Raw genomic sequence first — 24,628 nt, 5'->3', positions numbered from 1 at the left:
GATCCCTTCTCGTTGATTGACTAAGGATCGTGAATTAAACAACCTGTAGAACTTGCGCTCGTTTTCTGCCCTCATCAAGGAGAAGGGAGCTAAAATTCTTGTTCCCTCTCCTTGGGGAGAGGGCTAGGGTGAGGGCAAATCCACCTTTCTAAGCATGAACAGCTACGGGGGTGACTGCCGAGGGGCGACGATCGATGACTTGATCGATCAGTCCGTAGTTTTTGGCTTCTTCGGCAGACATAAAGAAGTCGCGTTCGGTGTCTTCTTGAATCTGCTCTAGGGGTTTGCCCGTGTTGTCTGCCAAAATCTCGTTTAAGCGCTGCTTAATGTAGAGAATTTCTCGTGCCTGGATTTCGATGTCGGTGGCTTGACCTTGGGCACCGCCGAGGGGCTGGTGAATCATGATCCGCGAGTGAGGAAGGCTCATTCGCTTGCCTTTGGTGCCAGCACTGAGCAAAAATGCGCCCATGCTCGCGGCAAAGCCGACGCAAATCGTGCAGACATCGGGGCGGATTTGCTTAATCGTGTCGTAGATACCCATCCCGGCGGAAACCGAGCCGCCCGGAGAGTTGACGTAGAGATAGATGTCTTTTTCGGGGTCTTCAGAGTCGAGGAACAGCAGTTGAGCGACGATCAGGTTTGCCACCTCAGCGTCGATCGCAGATCCCATAAATATGATTCGCTCTCGCAGCAGACGAGAGTAAATATCAAAGGCGCGTTCGCCTCTACCCGACGTTTCAATAACGGTAGGAATCATGCAGGCTTCCTGTCCTTGATAATTTTTTTCATTCTAACGAGTTAAGGGACAAGCCGCTAAACGTTCTCTCGACAGAGAACACTCTCACGCATCCGCGATAAACTCATCGTCGTAGAGTTTTAGTCGTTGCCATGACGAATCGCCTTGCCCAAGCCCAGAGTCTTTACCTTCGCAAACACGCCGAAAACCCGATCGAGTGGTGGACGTGGTGTGATGAGGCATTAGAAACGGCGAAGCGAGAAGATAAACCGATCTTTTTGTCGATCGGCTATTCTAGCTGTCACTGGTGCACCGTCATGGAAGGCGAGGCATTTTCGGATGAGACGATCGCCGATTATATGAACGCAAATTTTTTGCCGATTAAGGTCGATCGAGAAGAACGTCCTGACCTCGACAGCATCTATATGCAAGCGCTGCAAATGATGGTCGGTCAAGGCGGATGGCCGCTCAATATCTTTCTCGCACCTGACGATTTGGTGCCTTTTTATGGGGGCACTTATTTTCCGATCGACCCTCGCTATGGGCGACCCGGCTTTTTGCAGGTGCTTCAGGCGATCCACCGCTACTACAAGTCCGAGAAAGGCAAACTGGATGGCATCAAAGCCGAGATTCTAAAAAACCTGCAAAGTGCTGCGGCACTTCAACCTGCGGCACTGAGCGGAGATTTGCTCAAAGAAGGCTTAGAATCCAGCGCGGGGATTCTCTCCTCAAAGGCACCGGGACCGAGTTTTCCGATGATTCCCTACTCGCAAGCGGCACTGCGAATGGCTCGGTTCGGATGGGATTCGCGCTATGACGCGAGAGAAGTCACCACTCAGCGCGGCTTGGATTTAGCCCTGGGTGGCATTTTTGATCAGGTGGGCGGCGGATTTCATCGCTACACCGTTGACCCGACTTGGACAGTGCCTCATTTTGAGAAAATGCTCTACGACAATGGGCAAATTGTTGAATATCTCGCAAATCTATGGGCAATGGGCGTTGAAGAGCCAGCCTTTGAGCGATCGATATCCCTGACGGTGCAGTGGCTCAAACGTGAAATGACTGCCCCGCAAGGCTATTTCTACGCGGCGCAGGATGCGGATAGTTTTACCACTCCCGACGACGCAGAACCTGAAGAAGGTGCGTTTTATGCGTGGAGTTTTGACGAGCTTCAGACCCTGCTCTCTCCTAGAGAGTTGACGGAACTGAGTGAGCAATTCACCCTCACTGAAAAAGGGAATTTTGAAGGGCTGAATGTGCTTCAGCGTCAGCATCCAGGTAAACTTTCGGATCAGGTAGAAGGCGTGATCGCCAAGCTATTTCTAACTCGCTATGGTGCCTCTGCGGAAGATCTAACGACGTTTCCGCCTGCCCGCAATAATCACGAAGCCAAAACAACCGATTGGTCAGGTCGCATCCCGGCGGTGACTGATACTAAAATGATCGTCGCCTGGAATAGCCTGATGATTTCTGGCTTGGCACACGCTTATGCTGTGTTTCGAGAGTTGGAATATCTGGAATTGGCGAGTCAGGCAGCCGATTTTATTCTACAAAACCAGTGGATTGAGGGGCGGTTTCATCGCGTCAACTATGACGGCACCGTGGAAGTGTTGGCACAATCTGAGGACTATGCGCTGTTCATCAAGGCGCTGTTAGATTTGCATCAAGTGACTCGTAGCCTTCAACCGATCGTCCCCGAAAATCAAACTAACTGGCTAGACCACGCGATTCGAGTTCAAGAAGAGTTTGACGAATTTTTGTGGAGCGTGGAGATAGGCGGCTACTACAACACCGCAAAAGATGCGAGTCAAGATTTATTGGTGCGAGAGCGGAGCTATGTCGATAACGCAACTCCGGCGGCAAATGGAGTCGCGATCGTCAATCTCATCCAGTTTGCCCTGCTCACCGAAGACCTCGACTATCTCGACAAAGCCGAACAAACCTTGCAGGCGTTTGGCAGCGTAATGCAGGAATCGCCCACCGCCTGTCCTAGTTTATTTGTCGCGCTGGATTGGTTTCGCAACTGTACGTTAGTGAGATCGAGCGCCGAGCAAATCGCAATCCTAGAAACTCAATATCTCCCAACCGCCGTCTTCATGCGAGAACCTAATCTCCCCGAAGGAGTCGTCGGTCTCGTATGTCAGGCACTCAGTTGCAAAGAGCCAGCGCGGAGTTTAGAGCAGCTACGATCGCAACTACAGCAGAGCTTGATTCGGCAAGGATAAGGACTAGCAGTATTTTAAAACTCTGGTCTTCGTTGCTATCCCGCCCTGAATTAAAGTTCGGGCTGATAGTGGGAAGTCCGTTAAAACGGACTGAACGCGAGTCAGGTTCGATCCTGAGTCCGTTTCAACGGACTTTCCTTAGCCCGAACTTCAGTTCAGGGCGAGGCAGAATCGCAGCGAGAGAGGTTTAAACCACGCTCTAGAGGCTAGGCGTTGGCGTTGGAATTGTCATCGGCTGACTGGGCGGAATTTTATCTATCGTAATCAACGTTTCGATCACAGATTTGACGATCGGAGCCGCCACCGTCGAGCCAAACGCATCTTCGCCTTTTGGTTCATCAATCACGGCAACGACCACGTAGCGAGGAGCCTCGATCGGAAAGATTCCCACAAAGCTCGTAATCTTGGCGTTTGCTTGATAGCCACCACCCGAACTTGCCTTTTGCGCTGTTCCCGTTTTTCCACCAATGCGATAACCCGGAACTTGAGCGCCTTTCCCTGATCCCCTCAACACCACAGCCTCCATCATTTTCAGCACAGTTTGAGTCGTGGTTAGCGAGAAAATTTGCTTCGGAGTCGATTGCTGGGGTTGCCAATAGGGTTGTCCGCTGCTGTCATATAGCCCTTGCACCACATGAGGAGTCAATAGTTTGCCGCCACTCGCCAAGATACCGTGGAGTTGAAGCAGTTGAATCGCGGTAAGCGAAAACCCCTGTCCAAACGCAGTCGTGGCGATGTCAACCGGAGACTCCACAAACGTCTTGTGGTCTTTTAGCTGTCCTGCCGCCTCAAAAGGAAAATCAGATCCGGTGATCTGTCCCAATCCGATCTTCTGGAGCCAACTGTAATAAACATCGGGCTTCATCTGCTGCACGATATGCACCATGCCTACGTTGCTAGAATGCTCTAGAATTTGCGTGACAGAAATCGGTCCTCTTCCTCCCACATAGGAATAGTCAAAGTTTTGGATGGGCCAACCGTCGATGTAAATCTCGCCTTCGTCATTAAAGACTTGATCAGGCTTAACTGCCCCAGACTCTAGAGCGATCGCTACATTCAGCGGCTTAAACGTCGAACCCGGCTCATACAAATCAGTGAGTGCCCAATTCTTAAACTGCTCAAGTTTTGCCTTGTAATATTCATTGGGGTCATAAGACGGATCGCCCACTAATGCCCGTAGAGAGCCATCTTGGACATCCATCACCAAGACAACGCCTCGCTTAGCGGCGTATTTTTTCACCTGTTGCTGCACGGCAATCTGAGCGGCTCGTTGAACTCGACTGTCGATCGTCAACTGCAACTGCAAATCATCAATATGCAAAAAGCCACCAGGCACCTGATCGGGCATAACAGCGCCCATTCCCGTTCGACTCAGGCGAACTGACTTGACCGATCGCTCCAGCAGATTTTTGTGGCTATATTCCACGCCCGCTTGACCGACTTGATCGACATCGACATATCCGACCACATCCGCCGTTAAGTTTTGCTGAGGATATAACCGCTGCTGCTGTTGGTTTAAATCCAGCCCATCAAGTTGCAAATCCCGAATTCGAGCGGCAGCATTTTCTGCCAGCGAATATTCTAAGCGGATGCCACTCTCAGCCGAGTCAAGCTTGCGATTGATATCTGCCGCAGACTGACCGAGAATCGGGGCTAACTTTTCGGCAACCGCTGGTTTTGGCAGCTTAAAAGCGTTTGGGTGAGCATAGAGCGTGTAAACCGGATGGTCGATCGCCAGCATATTGCCGTTGTGATCGACGATCGGGCGACGCGGAATAAACGGACGCAGATACGTCATCTGCTGCGATCGGGCTTGTTTCAACAGATCAGGAGACTGCACAACCTGCAATCTCACCAGATTGAGCGTCAGCAACACTGACCCCGTGACCAAAATCGCCCACACTAACAAGAGCCGTCGATAGGTCGATTTTGCTTGAGGGATGGGCATCTGCCGCAGGGATTTCACCACAGCCGCCAAGCGACGAAACCGTTTAGAGCGAGGCGGATAGGAGGGGCTGCCCATAAGTCAGAAAAAATAAAGGGTGAGGGATGCCAGGATGAATCGGAACCACATCGGCTGATCCGTCATCCCTCATCGTTGGGTCTAGTAGCCGAGGGGCGCGATCGGAGGCGCTTGAGGAGCCGGACTTGCACCCGGAGCTAGATTTCGAGCCGGAGCGGGTTTGAGGAAAATTAGACTGTCAGGGGTTTGAGGAACCAGAGTCGTTCCAGGACGCACCGCTTGGTCGGCAATTTTATTCTTTAAGATTTCGCCGTTGGTCGTCATCTGGCGCTCGTCGCGCCGCAAATGCTCTAACTTCTGATATTCTTTGCCCCAAAGCTGCTGGGCGTAGACCGTCCAGCCATAGACGACCAGCACCGACCCCGCCAGAGTAAACGTCGCGATCAGCGAGGCTTGCTGCACTCTAACCAGCGATCGCAGCCAGCGAGGCGGAGCGTCAGGAGCAGGCAACCGTCTCACCGTTGCGGGATTGACCGACTGAAGCGGTCTTCTTGACGATCGCTGAGAGTTTTGATTTGAAGCGGGCAATCGCGATCGATTGCGTTTAGCAGGAGAAGGATTTAGCGCGGCAGACATAGACTTTAGCAGCACTCCGATAGCAACACACTCACACCCAGGTTTGACAAAACCAGGTCTTGAATCTCAGTCATCTAGACCACCGTTAGTCTCAAAGCTGAAATGACCCAGAACGCCCCCTATTGTATCTGGAGTCTCCCAGTTTGAAGACTTTATTTGAGAAACTGTCTACTTACCATTGGCAGAACTAGCCGACTCATGATTCGCTTGTCGTCTAGCTGATAGAGATTAAATTCTGCACCCATTTGCTTCATGAGCGATTGGCAAATTGCCAGATGCAACCCTGGCGGTTTATCTAACGCCGAGGGAGCCAGCAGATCGACAGCTCTTCCGGCTTCTAAGTCTTCGAAAAGACGCGGCTCGATCGTGCCGTCGTCTGTGATCGATAGCTCAATCCAACTCGGATCGAGTTGCCGACACCACAGGTCAATGCGTCCTCCAGGCTGCGATCGCTGACAGGCAGTGAGCAGCAGTTCATAAAGCACTAGCTCGATTTTGACGATATCCCCCGTGATCATCGCGTTGGTTTCGTTGTGAACTTGTGACCAAATCTGACGCTGTTTGATCAGGGTGTCTACGCGATCGAGTACTCGTCTCAGCAAACTGGCTAAGGAAACGGTTTCTGTTTTGACCTGCAACTGCCACTGCTCATCCTGGATAAATTGCTGCATTGGGTCGATGACATCGCTCAACTGATGCAAAATTTGCTGCTGACGAGTGGCTGCCAGCGCATCTTTTGAAGTGGGGACTTCTCCTAAGCGTTTGACCCCAGTTTTGACCGATCGATAGAAATCTTCCAGACGACGTTGCTTATACCAACTCAGACGCTCTAGCCGTTCTCGCTGCACTTTGAGGCTCTCTGACAGCATTAGATAGCGTCGCGACCAGGCAAACTGGCTGACCAGCGTGCCCAAGGCGTTGAAGTGGCGATCGACCCAGCGACGCTCCAAATGGTCGGCAATGATCAAAATGGCAGTTGGTTCATGCTCAGGAGCCGTTCGCAGTGCCATGACCAACAGTTGACCAATGCCCGGAGCGTTGAGCCAGTGCCGAGTTTCTGCTGGGATGTCGTCGATCGACAGCGGCAACAGTCCCTCATGCTGCAAGGCTCGATTGACCAAGGTGTCGGTGTGGATCGAGACTTTAAGCACGGGATGAAAGCTGTAGCGCTTTTCGAGGTTTCCAAGCTGGACTAGCCGCCCAGTGCCGTGACCAGGAAACCATGAAATCAACGCCGCGATCGGAGCTTGAAGAATCTGCGCGATGTATTGCAGCGCCGATCGCTCCAGCAATTCTAATTCCTGGGTTTGCTGAATCGCCGTCAGCCCCCATTGAATCGTCTGGTAAACCTTTTGCTGCTGGTCATTTTGCTTTTGTAGCTGCCACTGCCGCAAAATCAAGCCAATCTGCTGGGCGACCACATGCGTCAGTTCACATTCTGGGTCGCTCCACGATCGGGGGGCATCATGACAAACTAAAACGACTCCTTCGAGCGACCGTCCGGCGGCGGTGTTGCAGGCTAAAAGCGATCGTACGCCCACCTCCAGCAGCAGATCGCGCCAGGCTCCTAAGCGCAAATCCTCGTCTAAGTTTTCGATCGCGGTGGCGGTTAACGTGCGTTCGAGCATCTGCCAGTCAAGTTGAGTCAGCCGTTTGAGGGTGCTAGAAAGCGGACGGCGGTTGTTGGGATGGCTCTGATAGCAGACTTCAAACTGATCCAGTTCTCCGTCGTATGCCAACACGAGAAAGCGATCGGTTTTAAGCCGCTTGCCCAAAAGCTCGGCGGCGTTTTTTAGCGTCACCTTCCAATCATCGGCGCTGTAGATAGCATGAGCAATTTCGGCGGTTAACACTTGGTCGAGTTTAGTTTGCTCGACAGTGGTTTCCATTTCCTCTAAGGGTGCTACCAGTGCAATCAGTTGCGCCGCTGCCCGCAGGTAGTTCTTCTCTTCGTTCTGCCAAACTCTAGCTTCGCTGCCTTCTGCCGCGAGAAACCCCACAAGCTGATTTTGGTAGAGAATCGGAGCCGCCATCAGCGATCGGGCGCGAATATGCTGCATCAGTCGGCTCGTCTCTGTCTTCAGCGAGTTCAGCGACTCCCCGATCGACACCACCTGATCGGATGCCAGAGCTTGATAAAAGCTGCTCATCTCCTGCACGGTGATTCCTGAAGCGGGTTGGTTATCTTCTAACGCTCTATAAGCAGGTTTAGCGTTGGTGACGCGTCGCCAAAAATAGCGCTGTTGCCGCTCAAACCAATAAACGCTGGTGCGCGACGGAGCAATAAATCGATGGCTTTCTTCAACGATCGCTTCGAGGCGTTGACCGAGATTAGGCAGCGATCGCAACTGACCCAATAAGCTGAGTAACGGCTTTTCTGGACGCTTAATTTGCTGTTGCTGCCATTCGCTTTCAACGTTTTCTAAGACCGCCGCTAAACTGCCCAACACGATCGACAGTTGAGCTTTCTCATCGGTGCTAGGAAAATTTCCCCACAGCCGTGAACCCAAGATCGCCACGCCAAAACAGCGATCTCGATAGGAAATTGGAAACATCATTGTGCCCTGAATGGCAAATTTTCGTGCCAGTTTGCGCCATTCACCTGCCCTCATTTCTTGCCGCAGATCAGCGATCGTTACTGGACGTTGCTGAATCACCACCTGCTCTAACAAATCGCCTGAAGAGAGCGAAAATCGCTGTTTTAGAAAGGCAGACTCTTCACCGTTGGGCAGTTTGCCCCCTTTGCCCACTAGACGATGATCCAGGCGATCGTAAAACCCGACCCAAACGAACTCATAGTGAATACTGCTTTTGAGATAGGTCAGCACCGTTTCGACTAAGACATCAACGTCAGTTCCTTCGCGTAAAATTTGCAGCACGCGACCCAAGGAAACGAGTTGCTGTTCATGGGCATTTGGCTCTTTCGACTGACCCATGTTACGCACGGCGGAAATACAAAGGTTCAAAACCTAGAGTGCCCTCAGAATAGCCCGTTTTCACGCTGTGAAGGCTACTACGGACTGGCACCCAACAAATTTTAGACGGATGAGGACTTCAATCATCAACAACCCGTCACAATGATTAAAGTCCTTACTAATCTTCTCCATTGACGGATCTCTATCAGGCGCTCATTCGCCCAATTCTTTTTTCTGGCATTAAAGCCGATCCTGAGTGGCTTCATCAGCAGACTTTAAGATCGCTGAACTGGCTTGATGTGGGAGTTTCTCCGATCGCCCGACGATGGGTGCTGTCTCAGCTAGACCGATCCTATTGTCTGAGCGACGATCGCCTCAAACAGACTCTGTGGGGGCAAGATTTTGCAAACCCGATCGGGCTGGCGGCTGGGTTTGACAAAGACGGCATCGCGGCAAATCTTTGGGCTGGCTTTGGCTTTGGCTTTGCAGAATTGGGCACGGTCACATTTCAGGCTCAACCGGGCAATCCGCGTCCGCGTTTGTTTCGCTTGCCGGACGATCGCGCCGCTCTCAATCGCATGGGCTTCAATAACCAAGGAGCCGCTGCCCTAGCCGATCGGCTGCAAAGTTTGCACAACATCAAAATTCCGCTAGGGGTGAATCTCGGCAAATCTAAAGTTACGCCGCTCGATCAAGCCGCAGACGATTATCTCGGCAGCTTCCGGTTGTTAAAAGAAGTGGGTGATTATTTTGTAGTGAACGTCAGTTCGCCCAACACGCCGGGGTTACGATCGCTCCAGTCCACCGATCAACTCAAACCAATTCTGTCTGCTTTACAGCAAGAAAATCAGGGGCAGAAGCCTTTGCTGGTCAAGATTGCGCCTGATCTGGAGTGGGAAGATATCGCGGCTGTAGTCGATCTGGCTCAACACTTCAAACTCGCAGGCATTATCGCTACTAACACCACTATTCGTCGAGACGGACTCAAGACCCAAACGCTGCAAGCTACCGGAAAATCGGTGGCTGACGAAGCGGGTGGTATCAGTGGCGCACCGCTGCGACCGCGATCGACGGAGGTGATTCGGTTCATCTATCAGCAAAGTCAGGGGCAACTTCCGATCGTCGGAGTCGGTGGCATCTTCACAGCGGACGATGCGTGGGAAAAAATTGCGGCGGGGGCGAGTCTCATTCAGGTTTACACGGGCTGGATTTATGAAGGTCCTGGAATGGTGCGTCGAATCTTAAAAGGACTGTTGCAGAAACTAGATGATCGAGGACTCCATTCTCTACAAGACGCGATCGGACTCGACCATCTGAACCCTGACTAAGTTTTGACCATCTTATTTACAGAGATTTTGTCAACCCGCTCCTTTTCATGACAGTATTGAAAAGCAACCCGTTTTTGGGAACCTTGAGCAACGATCGTAGGAATGACCTCTAGGTCAGCTTGAGGACTTAAAGGTTGCGGTTCGGCTACCTAGTTTAAGGCAGTCTAAAAAACCACTCGGCACGCATTCAGAGGGTGGATCTTTAGAATCTGTTTTAGGGCAACTAAGCAAACGGTAGCAATGCAACGCACCAGAGAACAGAACGAAGACTCACGAGGACATATCGCTGCATGGAATTCTCGATCGCCGACCTACTGGCAAACTTTATAGATGACAAACTAGTGGCACCGAAGGCTCTAGAGAAAAAGCTAGAGTGCTATGATGAAGCCAGTCTTCGGAAGCTGCAAATCGCTCTTGATGCCTTAGAAAAGGTTGGGATTTTGGTCAAAGAGCGAGGCAAATATCGTCGAGTCGCTGAAGAGGGCGTAGTCGAAGGCAAACTGCGTTGCTCTAGTAAGGGTTTCTGTTTTGCGATTCAAGATGTCGAAGGCTCAGAAGATATCTACATTCGCGAAAGTCAGCTAAGTCACGCGTGGAATGGCGATCGGGTGTTAGTTCGCGTCACTAAAGAAGGCAGTCGCCGCCGCAGCCCTGAAGGAGAAGTCCGGCTGATCTTAGAACGATCGAACCCCTCAGTGTTGGCACGGATCAAAAAAGCAGACGCAGGCGATTTTCGGGCGGTGCCATTAGACGATCGTTTACTGTTTGAACTCAGCCTCAAAGAAAACGGCAAAGCGTTAGAAGAGGCGATCGATCATCTCGTTCACGTCGAGGTAGAGCGCTATCCCCTAGGACAACACGCCCCCCTGGGAAAAGTTGCCAAAATTCTCGGCACCGACTCAGAGGCAGCAGATGTCGATATTGTGTGCTGCAAACATGACTTGCCGCGCGATTTTTCTGAGGCAGTGTTGACGGCAGCAAAAGGTTTATCTAATAAGATCACCAAAGTCGAACTCAAAAAGCGGTTAGATCTGCGAGAGTTGACCACCATCACCATCAAGTCTCACGCAACTGACAGCGCTGATGATGCGATTACCCTCGATAAAACCGACGATGGGCACTGGCAGTTAGGCATCCACATCGCAGATGTCGCTCACTATGTCGAAGTGGGTTCCTCGCTCGATCGAGAGGCACAAAAGCGAGGCGTATCGGTCTATCTAGGCGATATGGTGCTGCCGATGCTGCCAGAACAAGTCACCGATAATCTTTGCTCACTTCAGCCTGAGAAGGATCGACTCGCCATCTCCGTCCTGCTGATTTTGGATTCTGAAGGGCGAGTGGTTGAGTTTGAGATTCAGCCGAGCGTCGTTCAGGTTAACTATCAACTCAGCTATCACCAAGCCGAACTCATTCTGGCAAATCAGCACACTGAAGAAGTGCAGGCATTTGAGCCTGTGTTTGCGATGTTGGCTCAACTTAATGCGCTGAGTCACGCGATTAAAGACCAGCGCCGCCAGCGAGGAGCCTTTGAACTGAACTTGCCAGAGAAGATTTTTGCTCGATCGGACGGGTCAGAATCCCCTGAAGAAGCTAGAAAATACACCTTTAGCAAATTTCACTATGATGATGAAGGCGCGTTGGGGGCGGTCGTCGTGTCGTCTACGCTGCCGATTCACTCGATGATTGTGGAGTTGATGCTGCTGACTAATCAGACCGTTGCCACTCACCTTCAGTCTTTAGAAATTCCGGCAGTTTATCGCGTTCACCCAACTCCTGACCCCGACGACGTGCAGGAGTTGATCAAACTTGCCGTCAGCATGGGTATCGAACTCAAGCTAGAGCAAGAAGATGCCGTTCGCGCTCAAGATTACCAAAACTTTACTCACAAGTTCGCTGAATCTGACTCAGAGCGAGTCTTAACTTATTTGCTGCTGTCTACGCTCAAGCCTGCGTTCTACAGCACAACTCCAAAATCACATTTTGGCTTGGCATTAGAGCAGGGCTACACGCATTTCACGTCGCCCGTTCGCCGCTACCCTGACTTACTGGTGCACCGAGCGCTTCATGCGCTGTTTGAAGAAGGACGCGATCGTCGCTCAACTCGCGCTAAAGAAAGCGTCAATCTGCGTCACAGTTCGGCTGACGGTCAAGTTAGCTGGAACGTGCTGCCCCCCGAAATTCAGCAAGAGCTAGAAAATCACTTTAGCGCTGTGGTCGTCCATCTCAGCGAGCGAGAAAAACTCGCTCAAGATGCTGAAAACGACTTAGAAGGGCTGAAAAAAGCCGAACTGATGAAAGAGCGCACGGGCGAAGTCTTCCACGGGCTGATCACGGGCGTTCAGTCCTATGGTTTGTTTGTCGAGATTGAAGAACTTCTCGTCGAAGGGCTGGTTCACGTCAGTTCGCTGAAAGACGATTGGTATGAGTTCCGGTCTCGCCAACAGACGTTAGTGGGGCGCAAAAATCGCAAACAATATCGATTGGGCGATCGCATCGAAGTCCAGGTTAAGAGCGTCGATTATTATCGTCAGCAAATCGACCTAATTGCGGTGGGTGGCGGCAGCGAAGCGAGCGAGGAAGACTTGGAATCTGAAGAGGTTCAGCCCGATCAGGAGTTTGACGGTGAGGAATAACGAAGTCTCCCCATCTCGACCTCTAATTCTGGGCATTTCAGGGGCTTCTGGGCTGATTTATGCCGTTCGGGCGCTGAAGTTTTTGCTAGAAGCAGATTATGCGATCGAACTCGTTGCCACTAAAGCAACCTATCTAGTGTGGCAAGCCGAGGAAGGCATCCGAATGCCGCCCGAACCGATGCAACAAGAGGCGTTTTGGCGGCGGCAGTGCGGGGTCGAAACCGGGGGCAAACTCACCTGTCACCCGTGGGGCGATGTGGGCGCAAATATTGCCAGTGGCTCCTTTCGGACGATCGGAATGTTAATCATGCCGTGCAGCATGAGCACGGTGGGCAAACTCGCAGCCGGACTCAGTTCTGATTTGTTAGAGCGATCGGCTGACGTGCAGCTTAAAGAAGGTCGCAAGCTGGTGATCGTCCCTCGTGAAACGCCCTTGAGTTTGATTCACCTCCGCAATTTGACGACGCTTGCCGAAGCCGGAACCCGCATCGTTCCTGCCATTCCTGCCTGGTATCACAACCCCAAAACTATCGAAGACTTAGTTGATTTTGTGGTCGCTCGCGCTTTGGATCAGCTAGACATTGACTGTGTGCCGCTCGATCGCTGGAAAGAGGGATAGGATCAGTCTTGAGTTCAAACTCTTAAACTCTGAGTTTACCTCTAGCTCGAAACGCCTACCCTCTTTGCCAACCATGCCGATTATTCGTCTGATACTACTGCTGGCAATGACAGCCATTCTGCTCCTCTTTGCGTTGCAAAACTGGGCACCTTCGATGCAGCTAGTATTTTTGGGAATACGATCGCCCGCTTTCCCTCTAGCGCTGTGGATTTTGGGCGCGATCGCGGCAGGCATCCTAACGACCCTAGTCATTGCTGGGCTGTTTCGACTAACTGGATTCACTGCCCAGAGGCAAACGCGAGGACGGAGTAGAAGACCTGTCTCTGCACAGAATCCTTCAAACAGCTATTATCAGGCTTCTAGAGACGCTGAACCTGCCCAAACTCGCACTGCTTGGCAAGAAGCAAAACCTCCTGCAACTGCCCAAGATGATGGCTCTGATTGGGAAGAAGATGCTTCAGATTGGTTTGATGACGAGTCAGACGATCGCCCCAAAGATTGGAAGCCAGACAAACGACGCGCAGACACAGAGCAGGCACCTCGATCAGATCGCTCAAATTCTTCTTACGGCGCTCCTCAAAAATCGGAGCCTAAAAAGACTGAATCAGTCGTGGATGCTGACTTTCGAGTCATTGTGCCGCCCTATCGCAATCTTGATCCAGATAAAAGAGATGGTGATTTTGACTGATAGCGACGTGACCTAAACTGGCTATTTAATTTTCGACGGCAGTTTCCAAACTCTTTCTAGATTTTTGATCTCGTTAGGATGAATTGCCTGGCGGTGAGCGAAATGCTGTTTATGGACTGCACACCCAAAGGCAGGAGTGGCAAGCAGACAGATGCCAATACCCCTAAAAGTTAATCGTTTACGGCATTGTGAACCGCACCTGGTTTGCTATTTTGCTTTAAATTGGGTTGTTCAACTTGAGAGATAGTTGATTAAGAAGGAATAGTTGCGATCGTTCTGGTCGAGAAAACAGAAAGTCCGAGGCTGAGAAGAGAGACAGCAAGTACACGAGAAATCATGACCAATCTCCGATAGTGCTTTATCTTTCATAAATTAGCTCAGATTAAGTTGATTAAGACTCACTGAAAAAGGGTATTTGTTGATACTTTACGCGATGTGCAACTAATTTGCCCTCCTCACGCAGTGGGGCGAAGCCCTCCCAACCCTTCTCCTTGGGGAGAAGCGATTATCTTAAAAGTCAAGCGAATCAGGCAGACGAGTCAGAGAAACTAGGCAGATTAGAGAGATGACCCTAGCTTCTCCACGATGTCGAGCATCCAAGGGCTGGCGGTCTATCTCTCTACTCTTAAGATACAAGGGTTGGGCAAAACTCTCGCCCCACTGCGTGAGGAGGGCATTTCATATCTGTATTCAGCAATGCCAAAAAAAGTTTGTAGTAACCTTGCCCGATCGCCAATCACGACGAGTATCTTGAAGGCATCGGCTACCACTGTTTACGAAGGTGAGTGCAAATGATCGGGAAATCGGCACTGTTAGAAACGATCGCGGGCAAAAATCGAGGGCTGTTGACGACCGAGCCACAAAAGCAAGCGATTTTATCGGCGATCGCCCAACTTGAAGATCGCAACCCAACTCCGCGACCGATCGAGGCTCTTGACCTGCTCGAAGGAGATTGGCGGCTGATCTACACTACGAGTCGCGGCATTTTAGGCATTGATCAAGTTCCGTTTCTCAAGCTGGGGCAGGTTTATCAATCGATTCGGGCTTTAGAAGCCAAGATCTATAATATTGCCGAGGTGTATGGAGTGCCTTTTTTGGAAGGCATTGTCAGCGTGGCGGCACGGTTTACCCCTGTTTCCGAGAAGCGAGTCGATGTGAAATTTGAGCGATCGATCTTAGGATTTCAGCGCTTTTTAAATTATCAAACGCCCGATCATTTTATTCACCAGATTGAGTCAGGGCAGAAACTGACGGCGATCGAGTTCAATCTTGACAATCGCGATCAGCAAGGCTGGCTCGACACAACCTATCTCGATCGAGATATGCGAATTGGGCGCGGCAATGAGGGAAGCGTCTTTGTTTTGACGAAAGGATAGAAAATTATGCGTCTCTCTCAAGGACAGCTAAATCTGCTCGAAACCTGTCCCCGCAAGTTTCAGCACACTTATTTAGAGCAGTTGGCATCCCCGACCACTCCAGACCAGCAAGAACGGTTGATATTGGGAAGTCGGTTTCACCTGTTGATGCAGCAGAGAGAAATGGGGCTGCCGATCGAGCCATTCATTCAGGAAGATGATCAGCTAAGACAGTGGTTTACGGCGTTTGTAGGAGCGGCTCCAAAAATTCTGTCCCTAAGTGAAGCGAGTCCAGCTTTGCGTCAAAGCGAGCATCAACGCACCCTAGAATTTGAGGGGCATTTGATTACAGTTGTTTATGACTTGCTGATTTTAACTGAGCAACAGGCACAGATTCTAGATTGGAAAACGTATCCAAAGCCTCAAAAATCTGGACGGTTGGCAGAAAACTGGCAGACGAGGCTCTATCCGTTTGTGATGGCGGAAACGAGTCATTACCAGCCTGAGCAAATTTCGATCACCTACTGGTTTTTTCAATCGAGAGACGCTGATCAAACCGAACCCCAAAGTCTACGATTTGCTTACGACAGTGCCCAACACCGCAAGATTCGGCACGATCTGACTCGACTCCTTCAGCAGTTAACAGGCTGGCTCGATCTCTACAAAACCACCGGAGAACCGTTTCCTCAAATTCCTCAAACTCCAACCTGTGACGACTGTGGATTTGCGCTGCGGTGTCAGCGAGCAGTAGATTCAACGGGAGGAGCGATCGACACAACCAAATTTCCCGATCTCGCCGACATTAAAGAAATTCCTCTTTGAAATCTCTTATGACATCTTTAGATTCAGAAGTTTATGCTTCTCCAGTTGACATCCGAGACATGGAGATTGACGACCTTGCCACCGTTTATCACTTAGGCGAAGAATTATTTACCAGCGAACTTTATCCCTACATCTATCGCACTTGGGATCAGTGGGAAGTCATCGGGCTTTACAACACCGATCCCGAATATTGTCTGGTGGCTGAAATCGACGAACAGCTTGCCGGATTTGTGTTGGGCACCATCATCAACAAATCCACGTTGGTCTATGGCTACATCATTTGGTTAGGAGTTGCGCCCCACTATCAACGGCGTGGGGTGGCAGACAAATTAGTCGATAAGCTAGTAGAACGCATGATCGATGATGGGGCGCGCTTTATGATGGTAGACACCGATCCCGAAAATCTTCCAGCCCTCAAATTCTTCACCCGCAAAGGGTTTGGCAATATGCGGCAGCACGTCTTTTTGTCGATGAATCTGAGCGAACACGACTATTACGGCAGGCTGATCGCCTATGAGCGAGAAAAGGCAGATCGGGCAATTTGGAAGCGTCCTCGTCGTCGCCCCAACGCAAAATCTTAAAGGAGCTAGATGTCTGAGTTATCCGATCGCACCAATGCTCAAAAACCTTCTTGGATGTTGCCGCCAGAGGTGCCGCCCAAAGAATTTGTGGCAGCGATCGCGGCACATCTTCCCCAAATTAAGAGTGATTATGTGGCGCAACTGCTGTGGAGTCGAGGCATCCGTGATTTTGATCAGATATCGGGTTATTTGAATCCTGACGACTATCAGCCTGTCAGCCCGTTTGAGTTTGGGCAAGAAATGCGTTGGGCAGTTGAGCGACTGCAAACCGCGCGCCAAAATGGGGAAACGATCGCGATTTGGGGCGATTTTGATGCCGATGGAGTCACCGCAACCGCCGTTTTGTGGGATGGGTTAGGACAGTTTTTCACTCAAAATCAGCAGCTTTTTTACTACATTCCCAATCGGCTCACCGAGTCTCACGGGCTGTCTCAAATGGGAATATCCCTTCTGAAAGAGAAAGGCTGTCGCTTGATTGTGACCTGCGATACGGGCAGCACGAATCTTGACGAAATCGACTACGCCAACCGTTTAGGAATCGATGTGATCATAACGGATCACCACACATTACCCGTCAGCCGTCCTCCGGTTCGGGCGATCGTCAATTCTCGTTATTTTTCAAAAGATCACCCGCTTGCGAGTCTTTCAGGCGTTGCGGTCGCCTACAAACTGATCGAGGCGCTGTACGAGACGTTGCCAGACGTGCCTCGTGAGCCGTTGGATCATTTGCTGGATTTAGTGGCGATCGGACTCATTGCCGATCTCGTCGAACTCAAAGGAGACTGTCGATATCTAGCACAAAAGGGCATTCAGCAGCTTCAGACTCACTCGCAGCGCAAACTCAGTGAGCAAACTCGTCCGGGCATCACCCGACTGCTAGAACTGTGCAAGCGATCGGGCGATCGAGCCACCGATATCTCCTTCGGGCTGGGTCCTAGAATCAATGCTGTCAGCCGCATTCAGGGCGATGCTCATTTTTGCGTCGAGTTGCTCACCAGTCGAGATGTCCAGCGCTGTCGAGAACTCGCGGAGGCAACCGAGTTAGCCAATTCTCGCCGCAAAGCATTGCAAAAAGACGTTGCCCAACAGGTTGCCGCTAAATTGGCGCATCTTGACCTCTCGACAACCAGCGTGATTGTCCTAGCGGATGATCAGTGGAGCGCTGGAGTTTTAGGACTGGTCGCGGGACAAATTGCTCAAGAATATGGGCGACCCACCATTTTGTTGACGACTGAGCAAACCGATTTGGTTCAAACATCTATCCTTGCTCGTGGATCTGCCCGATCGGTGAACAAAATCGATCTCTACCAACTCGTCAAAGATCAAGAGCATCTCCTGCATCGATTTGGGGGACACCCCTTCGCTGCGGGGTTGAGTCTTAAAGTCGAAGATCTGCCCCTTTTTACTCAGGCGATCAATCAGCGACTGCGGCAGCAGATGGGCGGTGTTGAGGCGATCGCGCCTTCCATTCAGGTCGATCTAGTCGTCACCGTCCAAGAATTGAGCACAAACATCTATCAAGAACTCCGACTCCTTGAACCCTGCGGCATGGGAAATCCAATTCCCAAACTGTTGATCAAAAACTGCTGGTTTGAGGTTGGCAAACATCGCAACACTCAAGATTGGAAAGGGCAGAAAGTTCGCTACATTCAAACTCGATTCGCCATTTTAGATGATTCTGTATCGGTCGGATTTCCGGGCGTTTGGTGGGGGCACTACAGCCATGAGATTCCTCAAGGACGATGTGACGCGATCGTCGAACTTGAAAACAATACCTATCGAAAACAGTATGAAGTTCGGCTAGTGGCTGTTCGTCCCTGTGCTGACTCGATCCAAAGCCGCGCTACACAGATTGATTGGATCGTCGATTGGCGGCAGGGCAGTCCTTCCGAACCATCGGATTGTCTCAAAATCTCAACCTGTCCCACGAGTTGGAACGAGCTACAGGCTTGGTTTCGTCGCGCCATTCGAGAACAAAAGAGTTTAGCGATCGCCTATCCACTCCCCAAACTGTCTCCACCGAGTGAAATCTGGCAAACCCTGATCGGCATCGCCAAGTATCTCAGCCGAACTGAGAAAACTGCCACACGCCAGCAACTCTACAAACAACTAGAAATTGGCGACTTAGCTTTAAAGAATGGGTTCCTTGCCCTGAAGTTTCTCGGCTTTGAGGTAACTTATTCAGACTACGGCTTTCAGGTGATTTGGGAGAATGTAGAGGACTCGATCGCGTCAGAGACACAAGCTAAAAGGGCAACTGAAACCTTCTTTGCAGCAATTCAAGAAGAACAGTTTCAGCGTCACTATTTCTATCAAGTGCCGTTATCGACGATTCAAAACGTGGCATATCAAACGACCTTCAGAGATTAAACTGATCTTAGAGAGACATGGCTCAGAGTGTGTGGAGGAGCCATTCAGACAGAAATAGCTAACATTCAATCAGCTAGCTTTACGTAAAACTGCACGGCTCGAAGTCGGGGTTGGCATAGACTCTCGAAACCCGCGTCGCGTCACCACCCATTCAGTGTTTCCAAGGAGGTGATCATAGATCGCAGTGATGGCAATCACATTCTTAAACACGCAATAAAACGGGATAAACAAGCAGTAGAGAACAAAATCTCGGAATGGGTTCTTCACAACTTTATTTCTGACTCGCCAAGCCACAAGCGTCTGACAAGGACCGCTCAACAGCGTTAGCACCGTCGTCGCCCACACATATCCTTGTGGAATCGCGGGCGGCTCTGTGTGAGTCAACGCCAAACTGAACAACATCGGAAAGATCTGAAGCGCCACAAAATGAAACCCCGCGCTATAGATCAGCAGCATTGACCAATAGGTTTTTTGCCACCCATCTAGCTTGTGAGAGCGCAGCAGAGGAAGCTGATGTTTAAGCGTCACTTCGAGCCAACCCTGTGCCCACCGCTTGCGCTGAAACCAGAACGATCGAAGGTCGATCGGGGCAAGCTCTGTCGTGATGATTCCGGGGTCATGGACAATATTGTGCCCTCTCAGCAGCGTTCGCAGAGTGGCATCAATATCCTCAGTCATCATCGTGGGCGAAAAGCGAATGCGCCTCAACACAGCCGTTCGCCAATAGCCGTTTGAGCCGCAAAACATTCCCGTGTCAGCTAATAGAGACTTAGCGGGGTGACTGACCCCATACATACACTCAAATTCAACGGCAATCATGCGAGTCAGAAAGCTCGTGCGACTGTTGCGAATGACGTTGCGCCCCTGCACAACCGCGTAGCGATTGCTAGCCAGCCAACTCCAGGCACGACGAAAACAATCTGAATTTGGGCGATGGTCAGCATCTAAGATGCCAGTTACTTCACCCGTGACAATTTTCAGCGCGGCATTCAGGTTTTCTGCCTTAGAGCGACTGCCTTCAACCGGAAGCAGCCGTAACTCTGGGTGTTGCTCTGCTAGCCGTTCTAGCTCATCTTCGATCGGCAGCCTCATCGGGCTGTTGTAAGCCAAAACCACTTCTAGCCCCGCTTCAGGACGATCAACGTGATTGAGAATATAGCTGAGCGTGCTGAGAATAATGTGCTGTTCGTTGGGCAAATAAGCCACCACAATCAGCGAACATCTGGGCAACGGGCGTTTTGGCTCAGGCAGATCCTCTCGCTGCATAGCATAGGGGCGAGGCATCCGCAAAAAACGTTGCAGCGCTCCTAGCCTGGGCTTTTGCTTGCGCGGAGACGAATAGGCGATCGCCGTTGTCATCGCTTCACCAATCACCACCACCGAAGTCACGAAATAGAGAATCGGGATCAGAAGATGCAGAGGCAGCAGGTTCCATCCACTCTTCAAGATGCAGTAGTAAAGAATGGTCGGCAGTCCAATCACCACTACATGAGTGAAGATTACTTTGTCAAGAACAGAACCAAAAACAACGATGGGCTTGTGCAGCAGTCCCTTCCTCATAATTTTTTAACTATTAACGAGTCCATATAGATAGAAACCATGCACAAGCAGCCTTGTCAAACATTGAGCGGCGATCGAGCCGTCAAAATCCACGCTCTGAGCGTGTCAAATCCTTGTGTAGTCCATCCAATAGCAGATGAGCAAGACTACCCAAGAATACAACAATCTTTGGAGATCTTTGTCTGATGCGGCAAGCAACCTAAACGAGTTCTTGGCTATGATCGTCTTCAGTTTGATAGAAATCGATTACGGAAATAAATTAAAAAATTGGCTCTGCGGTTTCGTGTGTGACGACCTGCAAAGCCTATTTAAAGTCGCATTGAGCTATCCGATTCAGGCAATCTCAACCAGTTGAATTTCAAAGACCAAATCTTCGCCCGCCAAAGGATGATTTGCATCCAAGGTGACTTCTGAATCAGAAATGTCAGTGATGACGACCGGAATCGCTTCACCCGAAGGCTGCTGAATTTGAAGCTGCTGCCCCACTTCTGGATCTAATTCGGGTGGCATTTGGTCGCGCTCGATCACCAGTACCATCTCTTCTCGATGCGGACCATACGCCTGCTCGATCGGAATGGTCTCTATTTTGGAATCACCGGGACTCATTCCTACAACAGCGACCTCAAAACCGGGAATGATGTTTCCTTCCCCGATCGTAAACTCTAAGGGTTCGCCATCCGTAGACGAATCAAAAACTGTGCCGTCATCTAGCTTGCCCGTATAGTGAACCCGAACGGTATCACCTTGCTGTGCCTGTGCCATGCGTTCGCTCCTGAATGTGATTGCGATTGATTTTCCACGATAGAGGAGATGGGCGATCGTTACCCAGTTCCTTCAGTGGGATTAGAACACTTTTCACTCTAGTAGACAGAGTGAAAGACGGACGCGATCTAAACATTTCTGTAATCTCTACCCTTCCAAAAGGCGTTAGGATCGTGGATTAAATAAAACTGAATTCTCCCTCACCCCAACCCTCTCCCTAAGAAGAGGGAGCAAACGTCTAGTTCCCCTTCTCCCTAGGGAGAAGGGTTAGGGGATGAGGGTAACCCCGTTTTGCAACAACTGACCTTATTTAATTCACAATCCTTAGGGTTGGCTTTCACAAACCCCGCTCGCTGCTCATGTCCTTCGATTTTCTGTCTTTCCTTCTTCCATTTAGGGGAGAACTTGCCGCTTTAAGTGCTGCCTTGATTTGGGCAAGTGCGTCTGTTATCTATATCGGAGTTGGACGGCAGCTTTCTCCTCTGATTCTAAATTTCACGAAAGGATGGATCGCGGTTGTCCTTCTGCTCTTCACGCTCCTCCTGCGAGGGCAACTTCTACCCTCGATCAGCGCGACTCACTGGGGTCTGCTGCTCTTAAGCGGAATCTTGGGCATTGGCTTTGGAGACACCGCTTACTTCAACGCGCTCAACTGCATCGGGGCGAGACGAACGCTATTACTCGAAACGCTTGCCCCCTCACTGTCTGCCTTACTCGCCCTGCTATTTTTGCAGGAACGTCTCTCGGCAAGTGCCGGATGGGGAATCGGACTCACCCTTGCTGGCGTATTCTGGGTAGTCGCTGAACGGGTTCCTACGGCTCATCCTCATTTTCGTCCTTGGCGAGGTCTTGGGTTCGGGTTGCTAGCCGCACTGGGGCAATCGATCGGAGCGGTGCTGTCAAGAGCCGCCTTGAGCGGAACCGAAATTGACCCCCTTTGGAGCACGCTCATTCGACTGGTAGGAGGCACGATCGTGCTGGCAATATGGGTTGCAGTTCGGCAGTCTCCTAGAGAGATGTTAAAACCTGTGCAGTCTCGCCGTTTGTTTACGGTCGTTGCGGGCACTGCCTTCATCAGCACTTACTTAGGAATCTGGCTACAGCAGATTTCGTTGAAGTATGCGGCGACAGGAGTGGCACAAGCTTTGACGAATACCAGTCCGCTTTTTATTCTACCGATCGCGCTCTGGATGGGTGAAAAAGTGAGTCTCAGAGCTATCTTAGGCGTTGCTATCTCTCTCGTTGGAGTTTGGCTGTTGTTTAACAGAGCATAAGTCATCTGTCACACAGACCTCTGCCGATAGTCAGGAGACTCGCGAATAGCCTTCAGGTTGTACAGCAAAGTTAAGCACTTCTTGAACCATTATTTTCTCCATTTATCAGATTTTAGGGTGAGCTAAACTGCAGGTATGGTATGAGAACTGAGGATCTGAGTCTAGGGAATCTAAATCTTCCTGATGGACGCTATTTGCGATTGTCCATGTTTTTTGAATGCCATCCAGAGTTATAAAATCCTTGACGATGCGTAAAAACACCTAGCCCTGAGATGTCGTCGGTGCTGCTTCGGTATTCATGCTCATGGAACCCCGTCCGTTGACTGGTATTTGTATAGAAGGCACTTCAACTCAGGTCTGGACGGGATCGCTGAGAAGGAAGACTACCCGCCGAACCCCATATTTCAACAAGTCAAAACAGCTATATCAAGGAGCGTTGTTGCAATGCAGCTACTCTTACTGCTTCCTATTTCCTTTTACTGTCTCTTGATGCCGATCCTATTTGTGAACTGGCTAAGTCTTTTCCAGGAAGACACAGAATTAACCAAGAGAGAAAAACAGCTTTCGATGAGGGTGATTGCGATCGCCACGCTTCTATGGCCGATCGTGATTCCATTTGCTTATCTAGAACTTCTAGGCAAATTTCAAAAATCAGCAAGGACGACTCTTCTTTATAAAAAAATGCTGGAAGCTACGACCAATTCGCATCCCTGTTAACAGGCAACTATTTCTAAAAAGTAGGCAGAGTTTCTCAAACTTGTATGGTCAAAAGACTCTGCATAATTCTATAAAAAAACGCGTCAAAGCCAAAGACCCTCGCTTTGAAAAGCTGCCAACTGCGAAGCTCTTCTCAGGTTCTGGCTCAAAGCATTATTAAAAATGATGGCTGTGATTCTATATACATTTCTAAGGGAACGTCCAGAGGATCAATCCGCACTGTTATAATTTCAAAGGGCTGTTAAGTTAGTCAACAATTGATGACCCACTGAAATCAACCGTGATTTTGTCTTCAAAGTATCAGAGATTTACGAGCTAGCTATCGTAGATTGATCACTAATCAGCTTCGAGGCAATCTATTGTGGCTGACCAGCTTAAAACGTTCTGAGTGTAATTTTGAGTGGGTAGCCTAATCTGGATGCAGGATTGACCAGTATAAACTGGTGGATCACTCTATTCAAAGCGGAGGAACCAACCTTATTTTGGGGCGAATCTCAGAGAGTTTGAGAGAGACACCTTCCAGTCTTAGCCCGTCAGCTAACTCCGTCGGCAATGGGAGGAGCGCCCAAGACTTAGGCTTACTATGAGCAACGGTCATTGGGGTCTCCTGGTTAACCTCTTAGCGTCGCTTATTCAAGAAACGCTGGAGGCAAAACCCCTGACCCACCTCTCGCAAACCCTGATCTTGAGAGGTTTTTATCGTGAATATTCTATCCATGCTTGTGCGTCTTCAAAGCACGCTAGGTCGTAGTGACTTAGTGAATCAAATGGTGCTTTTACCACAAGCGCAATCGCCTCAGACTAGCTCTGAGCAAGACATCAATTTGGTGGTGGGCTATTCGGGTTCTCCCCGCAGTCAAGCCGCGCTCGACCTTACGTTATGGATTGCTCACCAAACTCGGTTAGCGACGAGAAAACAAGTCACAGTTCAGGTTGTCTATGTCGTTGATAATCGATCGAGCCATCCGCGATCGAGGGTTGCTGCAACAACAGATCCGACGCAGCGATGGGCACGATCCCACGATCAGCCCACTCTCTTAGATGTGGCTCTTCATGATTGCGCTCGTCCAAGAACCGCACTGGCTGAATTGCCTGATCTCGTTGAGGTAGCCAGTCCTAGTCTTGAGATGGGTATGGCAGACGTGTTTGAACACGCCGATCGAATTCTCTGGCAGGCTCGTTGTTTAGCCGATGAGTGGCGCGGTTCTCTCAAAACCCACCTACGGTTTGGCTCTGTTGACGAAGAGTTAACCAGTGTCGTTCAAGCTGAGTCAGCGTCTCTGCTGATTTTGGGCTGTGAATCTGCCAAGCATCCACTCGTGCAGCAACTAGGAAAGACGTTTCTCTGCCCTGTGTTGGGCATTCCCTCTGCCCTGGATGAGGACTCATTGAGTTGTTAGTTAGTCTCAGAGATCGAGCATCGGTGACATTCTTGCTGACGCTC

Annotated in this window: 16 protein-coding genes, 2 pseudogenes and 1 riboswitch; of the genes and pseudogenes, 12 read left to right on the top strand and 6 right to left on the bottom strand. The window is 50.4% G+C overall.

All coding sequences use genetic code 11. The features are described from left to right. Positions 1 to 148: 148 nt before the first annotated feature. Positions 149 to 769: pseudogene (gene clpP, locus A8707_RS03680) on the bottom strand (ATP-dependent Clp endopeptidase proteolytic subunit ClpP); the annotation flags it as partial. A 119-nt stretch (positions 770 to 888) separates the two neighbouring features. Between clpP and A8707_RS03675 the strand changes: the two are divergent. After that, complete coding sequence (locus A8707_RS03675) at positions 889 to 2,961, top strand: thioredoxin domain-containing protein (RefSeq protein WP_068815223.1); 2,073 nt, start codon at positions 889 to 891, stop codon at positions 2,959 to 2,961. A gap of 199 nt (positions 2,962 to 3,160) precedes the next feature. Here A8707_RS03675 and A8707_RS03670 read toward each other — a convergent pair whose 3' ends face one another. The 3 genes from A8707_RS03670 to A8707_RS03660 form a co-directional block, all read right to left on the bottom strand. Next, a complete protein-coding gene (locus A8707_RS03670) occupies positions 3,161 to 4,984 on the bottom strand; it encodes a peptidoglycan D,D-transpeptidase FtsI family protein (protein WP_068815222.1) in 1,824 nt (607 codons plus the stop codon). 81 nt (positions 4,985 to 5,065) lie between these two features. Then, a complete protein-coding gene (locus tag A8707_RS03665) occupies positions 5,066 to 5,560 on the bottom strand; it encodes a hypothetical protein (protein ID WP_068815220.1) in 495 nt (164 codons plus the stop codon). Between the two features lie 152 nt (positions 5,561 to 5,712). Then, entirely contained in the window at positions 5,713 to 8,496 is a 2,784-nt protein-coding gene (locus tag A8707_RS03660) for a GAF domain-containing protein (RefSeq protein ID WP_068815218.1), read from the bottom strand. 170 nt (positions 8,497 to 8,666) lie between these two features. On the opposite strand from A8707_RS03660, the gene A8707_RS03655 reads away from it, so the two are divergent. The 8 genes from A8707_RS03655 to recJ all read left to right on the top strand — a co-directional run bounded on the left by A8707_RS03655 (position 8,667) and on the right by recJ (position 18,871). Next, on the top strand, positions 8,667 to 9,803 hold the full coding sequence (locus A8707_RS03655; protein WP_068815216.1) for a quinone-dependent dihydroorotate dehydrogenase: 1,137 nt from the start codon (positions 8,667 to 8,669) through the stop codon (positions 9,801 to 9,803). Between the two features lie 290 nt (positions 9,804 to 10,093). Beyond that, positions 10,094 to 12,436, top strand: a complete 2,343-nt coding sequence (locus A8707_RS03650; RefSeq protein WP_068815214.1) for a ribonuclease R family protein — start codon at positions 10,094 to 10,096, stop codon at positions 12,434 to 12,436. Beyond that, positions 12,426 to 13,055, top strand: coding sequence for a flavin prenyltransferase UbiX (locus A8707_RS03645; protein WP_068815212.1), 630 nt, complete (start codon positions 12,426 to 12,428; stop codon positions 13,053 to 13,055). The genes A8707_RS03650 and A8707_RS03645 overlap by 11 nt, the downstream gene beginning before the upstream one ends. A 73-nt stretch (positions 13,056 to 13,128) precedes the next feature. Continuing rightward, the gene (locus A8707_RS03640) at positions 13,129 to 13,743 is read left to right on the top strand and encodes a LapA family protein (RefSeq protein WP_068815210.1); all 615 of its coding nucleotides are present in this window, start codon (positions 13,129 to 13,131) and stop codon (positions 13,741 to 13,743) included. A gap of 791 nt (positions 13,744 to 14,534) precedes the next feature. Then, positions 14,535 to 15,119 carry a PAP/fibrillin family protein gene (locus A8707_RS03635; RefSeq protein ID WP_068815208.1) on the top strand — a complete coding sequence of 195 codons (585 nt, stop codon included), beginning with the start codon at positions 14,535 to 14,537 and terminating at the stop codon, positions 15,117 to 15,119. A 6-nt stretch (positions 15,120 to 15,125) separates the two neighbouring features. Further along, positions 15,126 to 15,920 carry a PD-(D/E)XK nuclease family protein gene (locus A8707_RS03630; RefSeq protein ID WP_068815206.1) on the top strand — a complete coding sequence of 265 codons (795 nt, stop codon included), beginning with the start codon at positions 15,126 to 15,128 and terminating at the stop codon, positions 15,918 to 15,920. Positions 15,921 to 15,928: 8 nt separating this feature from the next. Further along, positions 15,929 to 16,501 carry a GNAT family N-acetyltransferase gene (locus tag A8707_RS03625; protein WP_068815202.1) on the top strand — a complete coding sequence of 191 codons (573 nt, stop codon included), beginning with the start codon at positions 15,929 to 15,931 and terminating at the stop codon, positions 16,499 to 16,501. A gap of 9 nt (positions 16,502 to 16,510) precedes the next feature. Further along, on the top strand, positions 16,511 to 18,871 hold the full coding sequence (gene recJ, locus A8707_RS03620; protein ID WP_068815201.1) for a single-stranded-DNA-specific exonuclease RecJ: 2,361 nt from the start codon (positions 16,511 to 16,513) through the stop codon (positions 18,869 to 18,871). A gap of 69 nt (positions 18,872 to 18,940) precedes the next feature. On the opposite strand, the gene A8707_RS03615 is transcribed toward recJ, so the two are convergent. Further along, on the bottom strand, positions 18,941 to 20,431 hold the full coding sequence (locus A8707_RS03615; RefSeq protein ID WP_068815199.1) for a glycosyltransferase family 2 protein: 1,491 nt from the start codon (positions 20,429 to 20,431) through the stop codon (positions 18,941 to 18,943). 333 nt (positions 20,432 to 20,764) lie between these two features. Beyond that, positions 20,765 to 21,172, bottom strand: a pseudogene (locus tag A8707_RS03605) (FKBP-type peptidyl-prolyl cis-trans isomerase); the annotation flags it as partial. Positions 21,173 to 21,552: 380 nt separating this feature from the next. Here A8707_RS03605 and A8707_RS03600 point away from each other — a divergent pair. The 3 genes from A8707_RS03600 to A8707_RS03590 all read left to right on the top strand — a co-directional run bounded on the left by A8707_RS03600 (position 21,553) and on the right by A8707_RS03590 (position 24,584). Then, positions 21,553 to 22,467 carry a DMT family transporter gene (locus A8707_RS03600; RefSeq protein ID WP_068815193.1) on the top strand — a complete coding sequence of 305 codons (915 nt, stop codon included), beginning with the start codon at positions 21,553 to 21,555 and terminating at the stop codon, positions 22,465 to 22,467. A 444-nt stretch (positions 22,468 to 22,911) separates the two neighbouring features. Further along, complete coding sequence (locus A8707_RS28885) at positions 22,912 to 23,184, top strand: hypothetical protein (protein WP_197484603.1); 273 nt, start codon at positions 22,912 to 22,914, stop codon at positions 23,182 to 23,184. Between the two features lie 431 nt (positions 23,185 to 23,615). Beyond that, positions 23,616 to 23,748: riboswitch (cyclic di-AMP (ydaO/yuaA leader) on the top strand. Positions 23,749 to 23,885: 137 nt separating this feature from the next. Further along, on the top strand, positions 23,886 to 24,584 hold the full coding sequence (locus A8707_RS03590) for a universal stress protein (protein WP_231947916.1): 699 nt from the start codon (positions 23,886 to 23,888) through the stop codon (positions 24,582 to 24,584). Positions 24,585 to 24,628 lie beyond the last annotated feature (44 nt).

It is taken from the genome of Phormidesmis priestleyi BC1401 (assembly GCF_001650195.1).
Classification (GTDB): domain Bacteria; phylum Cyanobacteriota; class Cyanobacteriia; order Leptolyngbyales; family Leptolyngbyaceae; genus Phormidesmis_A; species Phormidesmis_A priestleyi_B.
The sequence above is the reverse complement of the archived record's forward strand: the minus strand, read 5'-3'. Positions and strand labels throughout refer to the sequence as shown.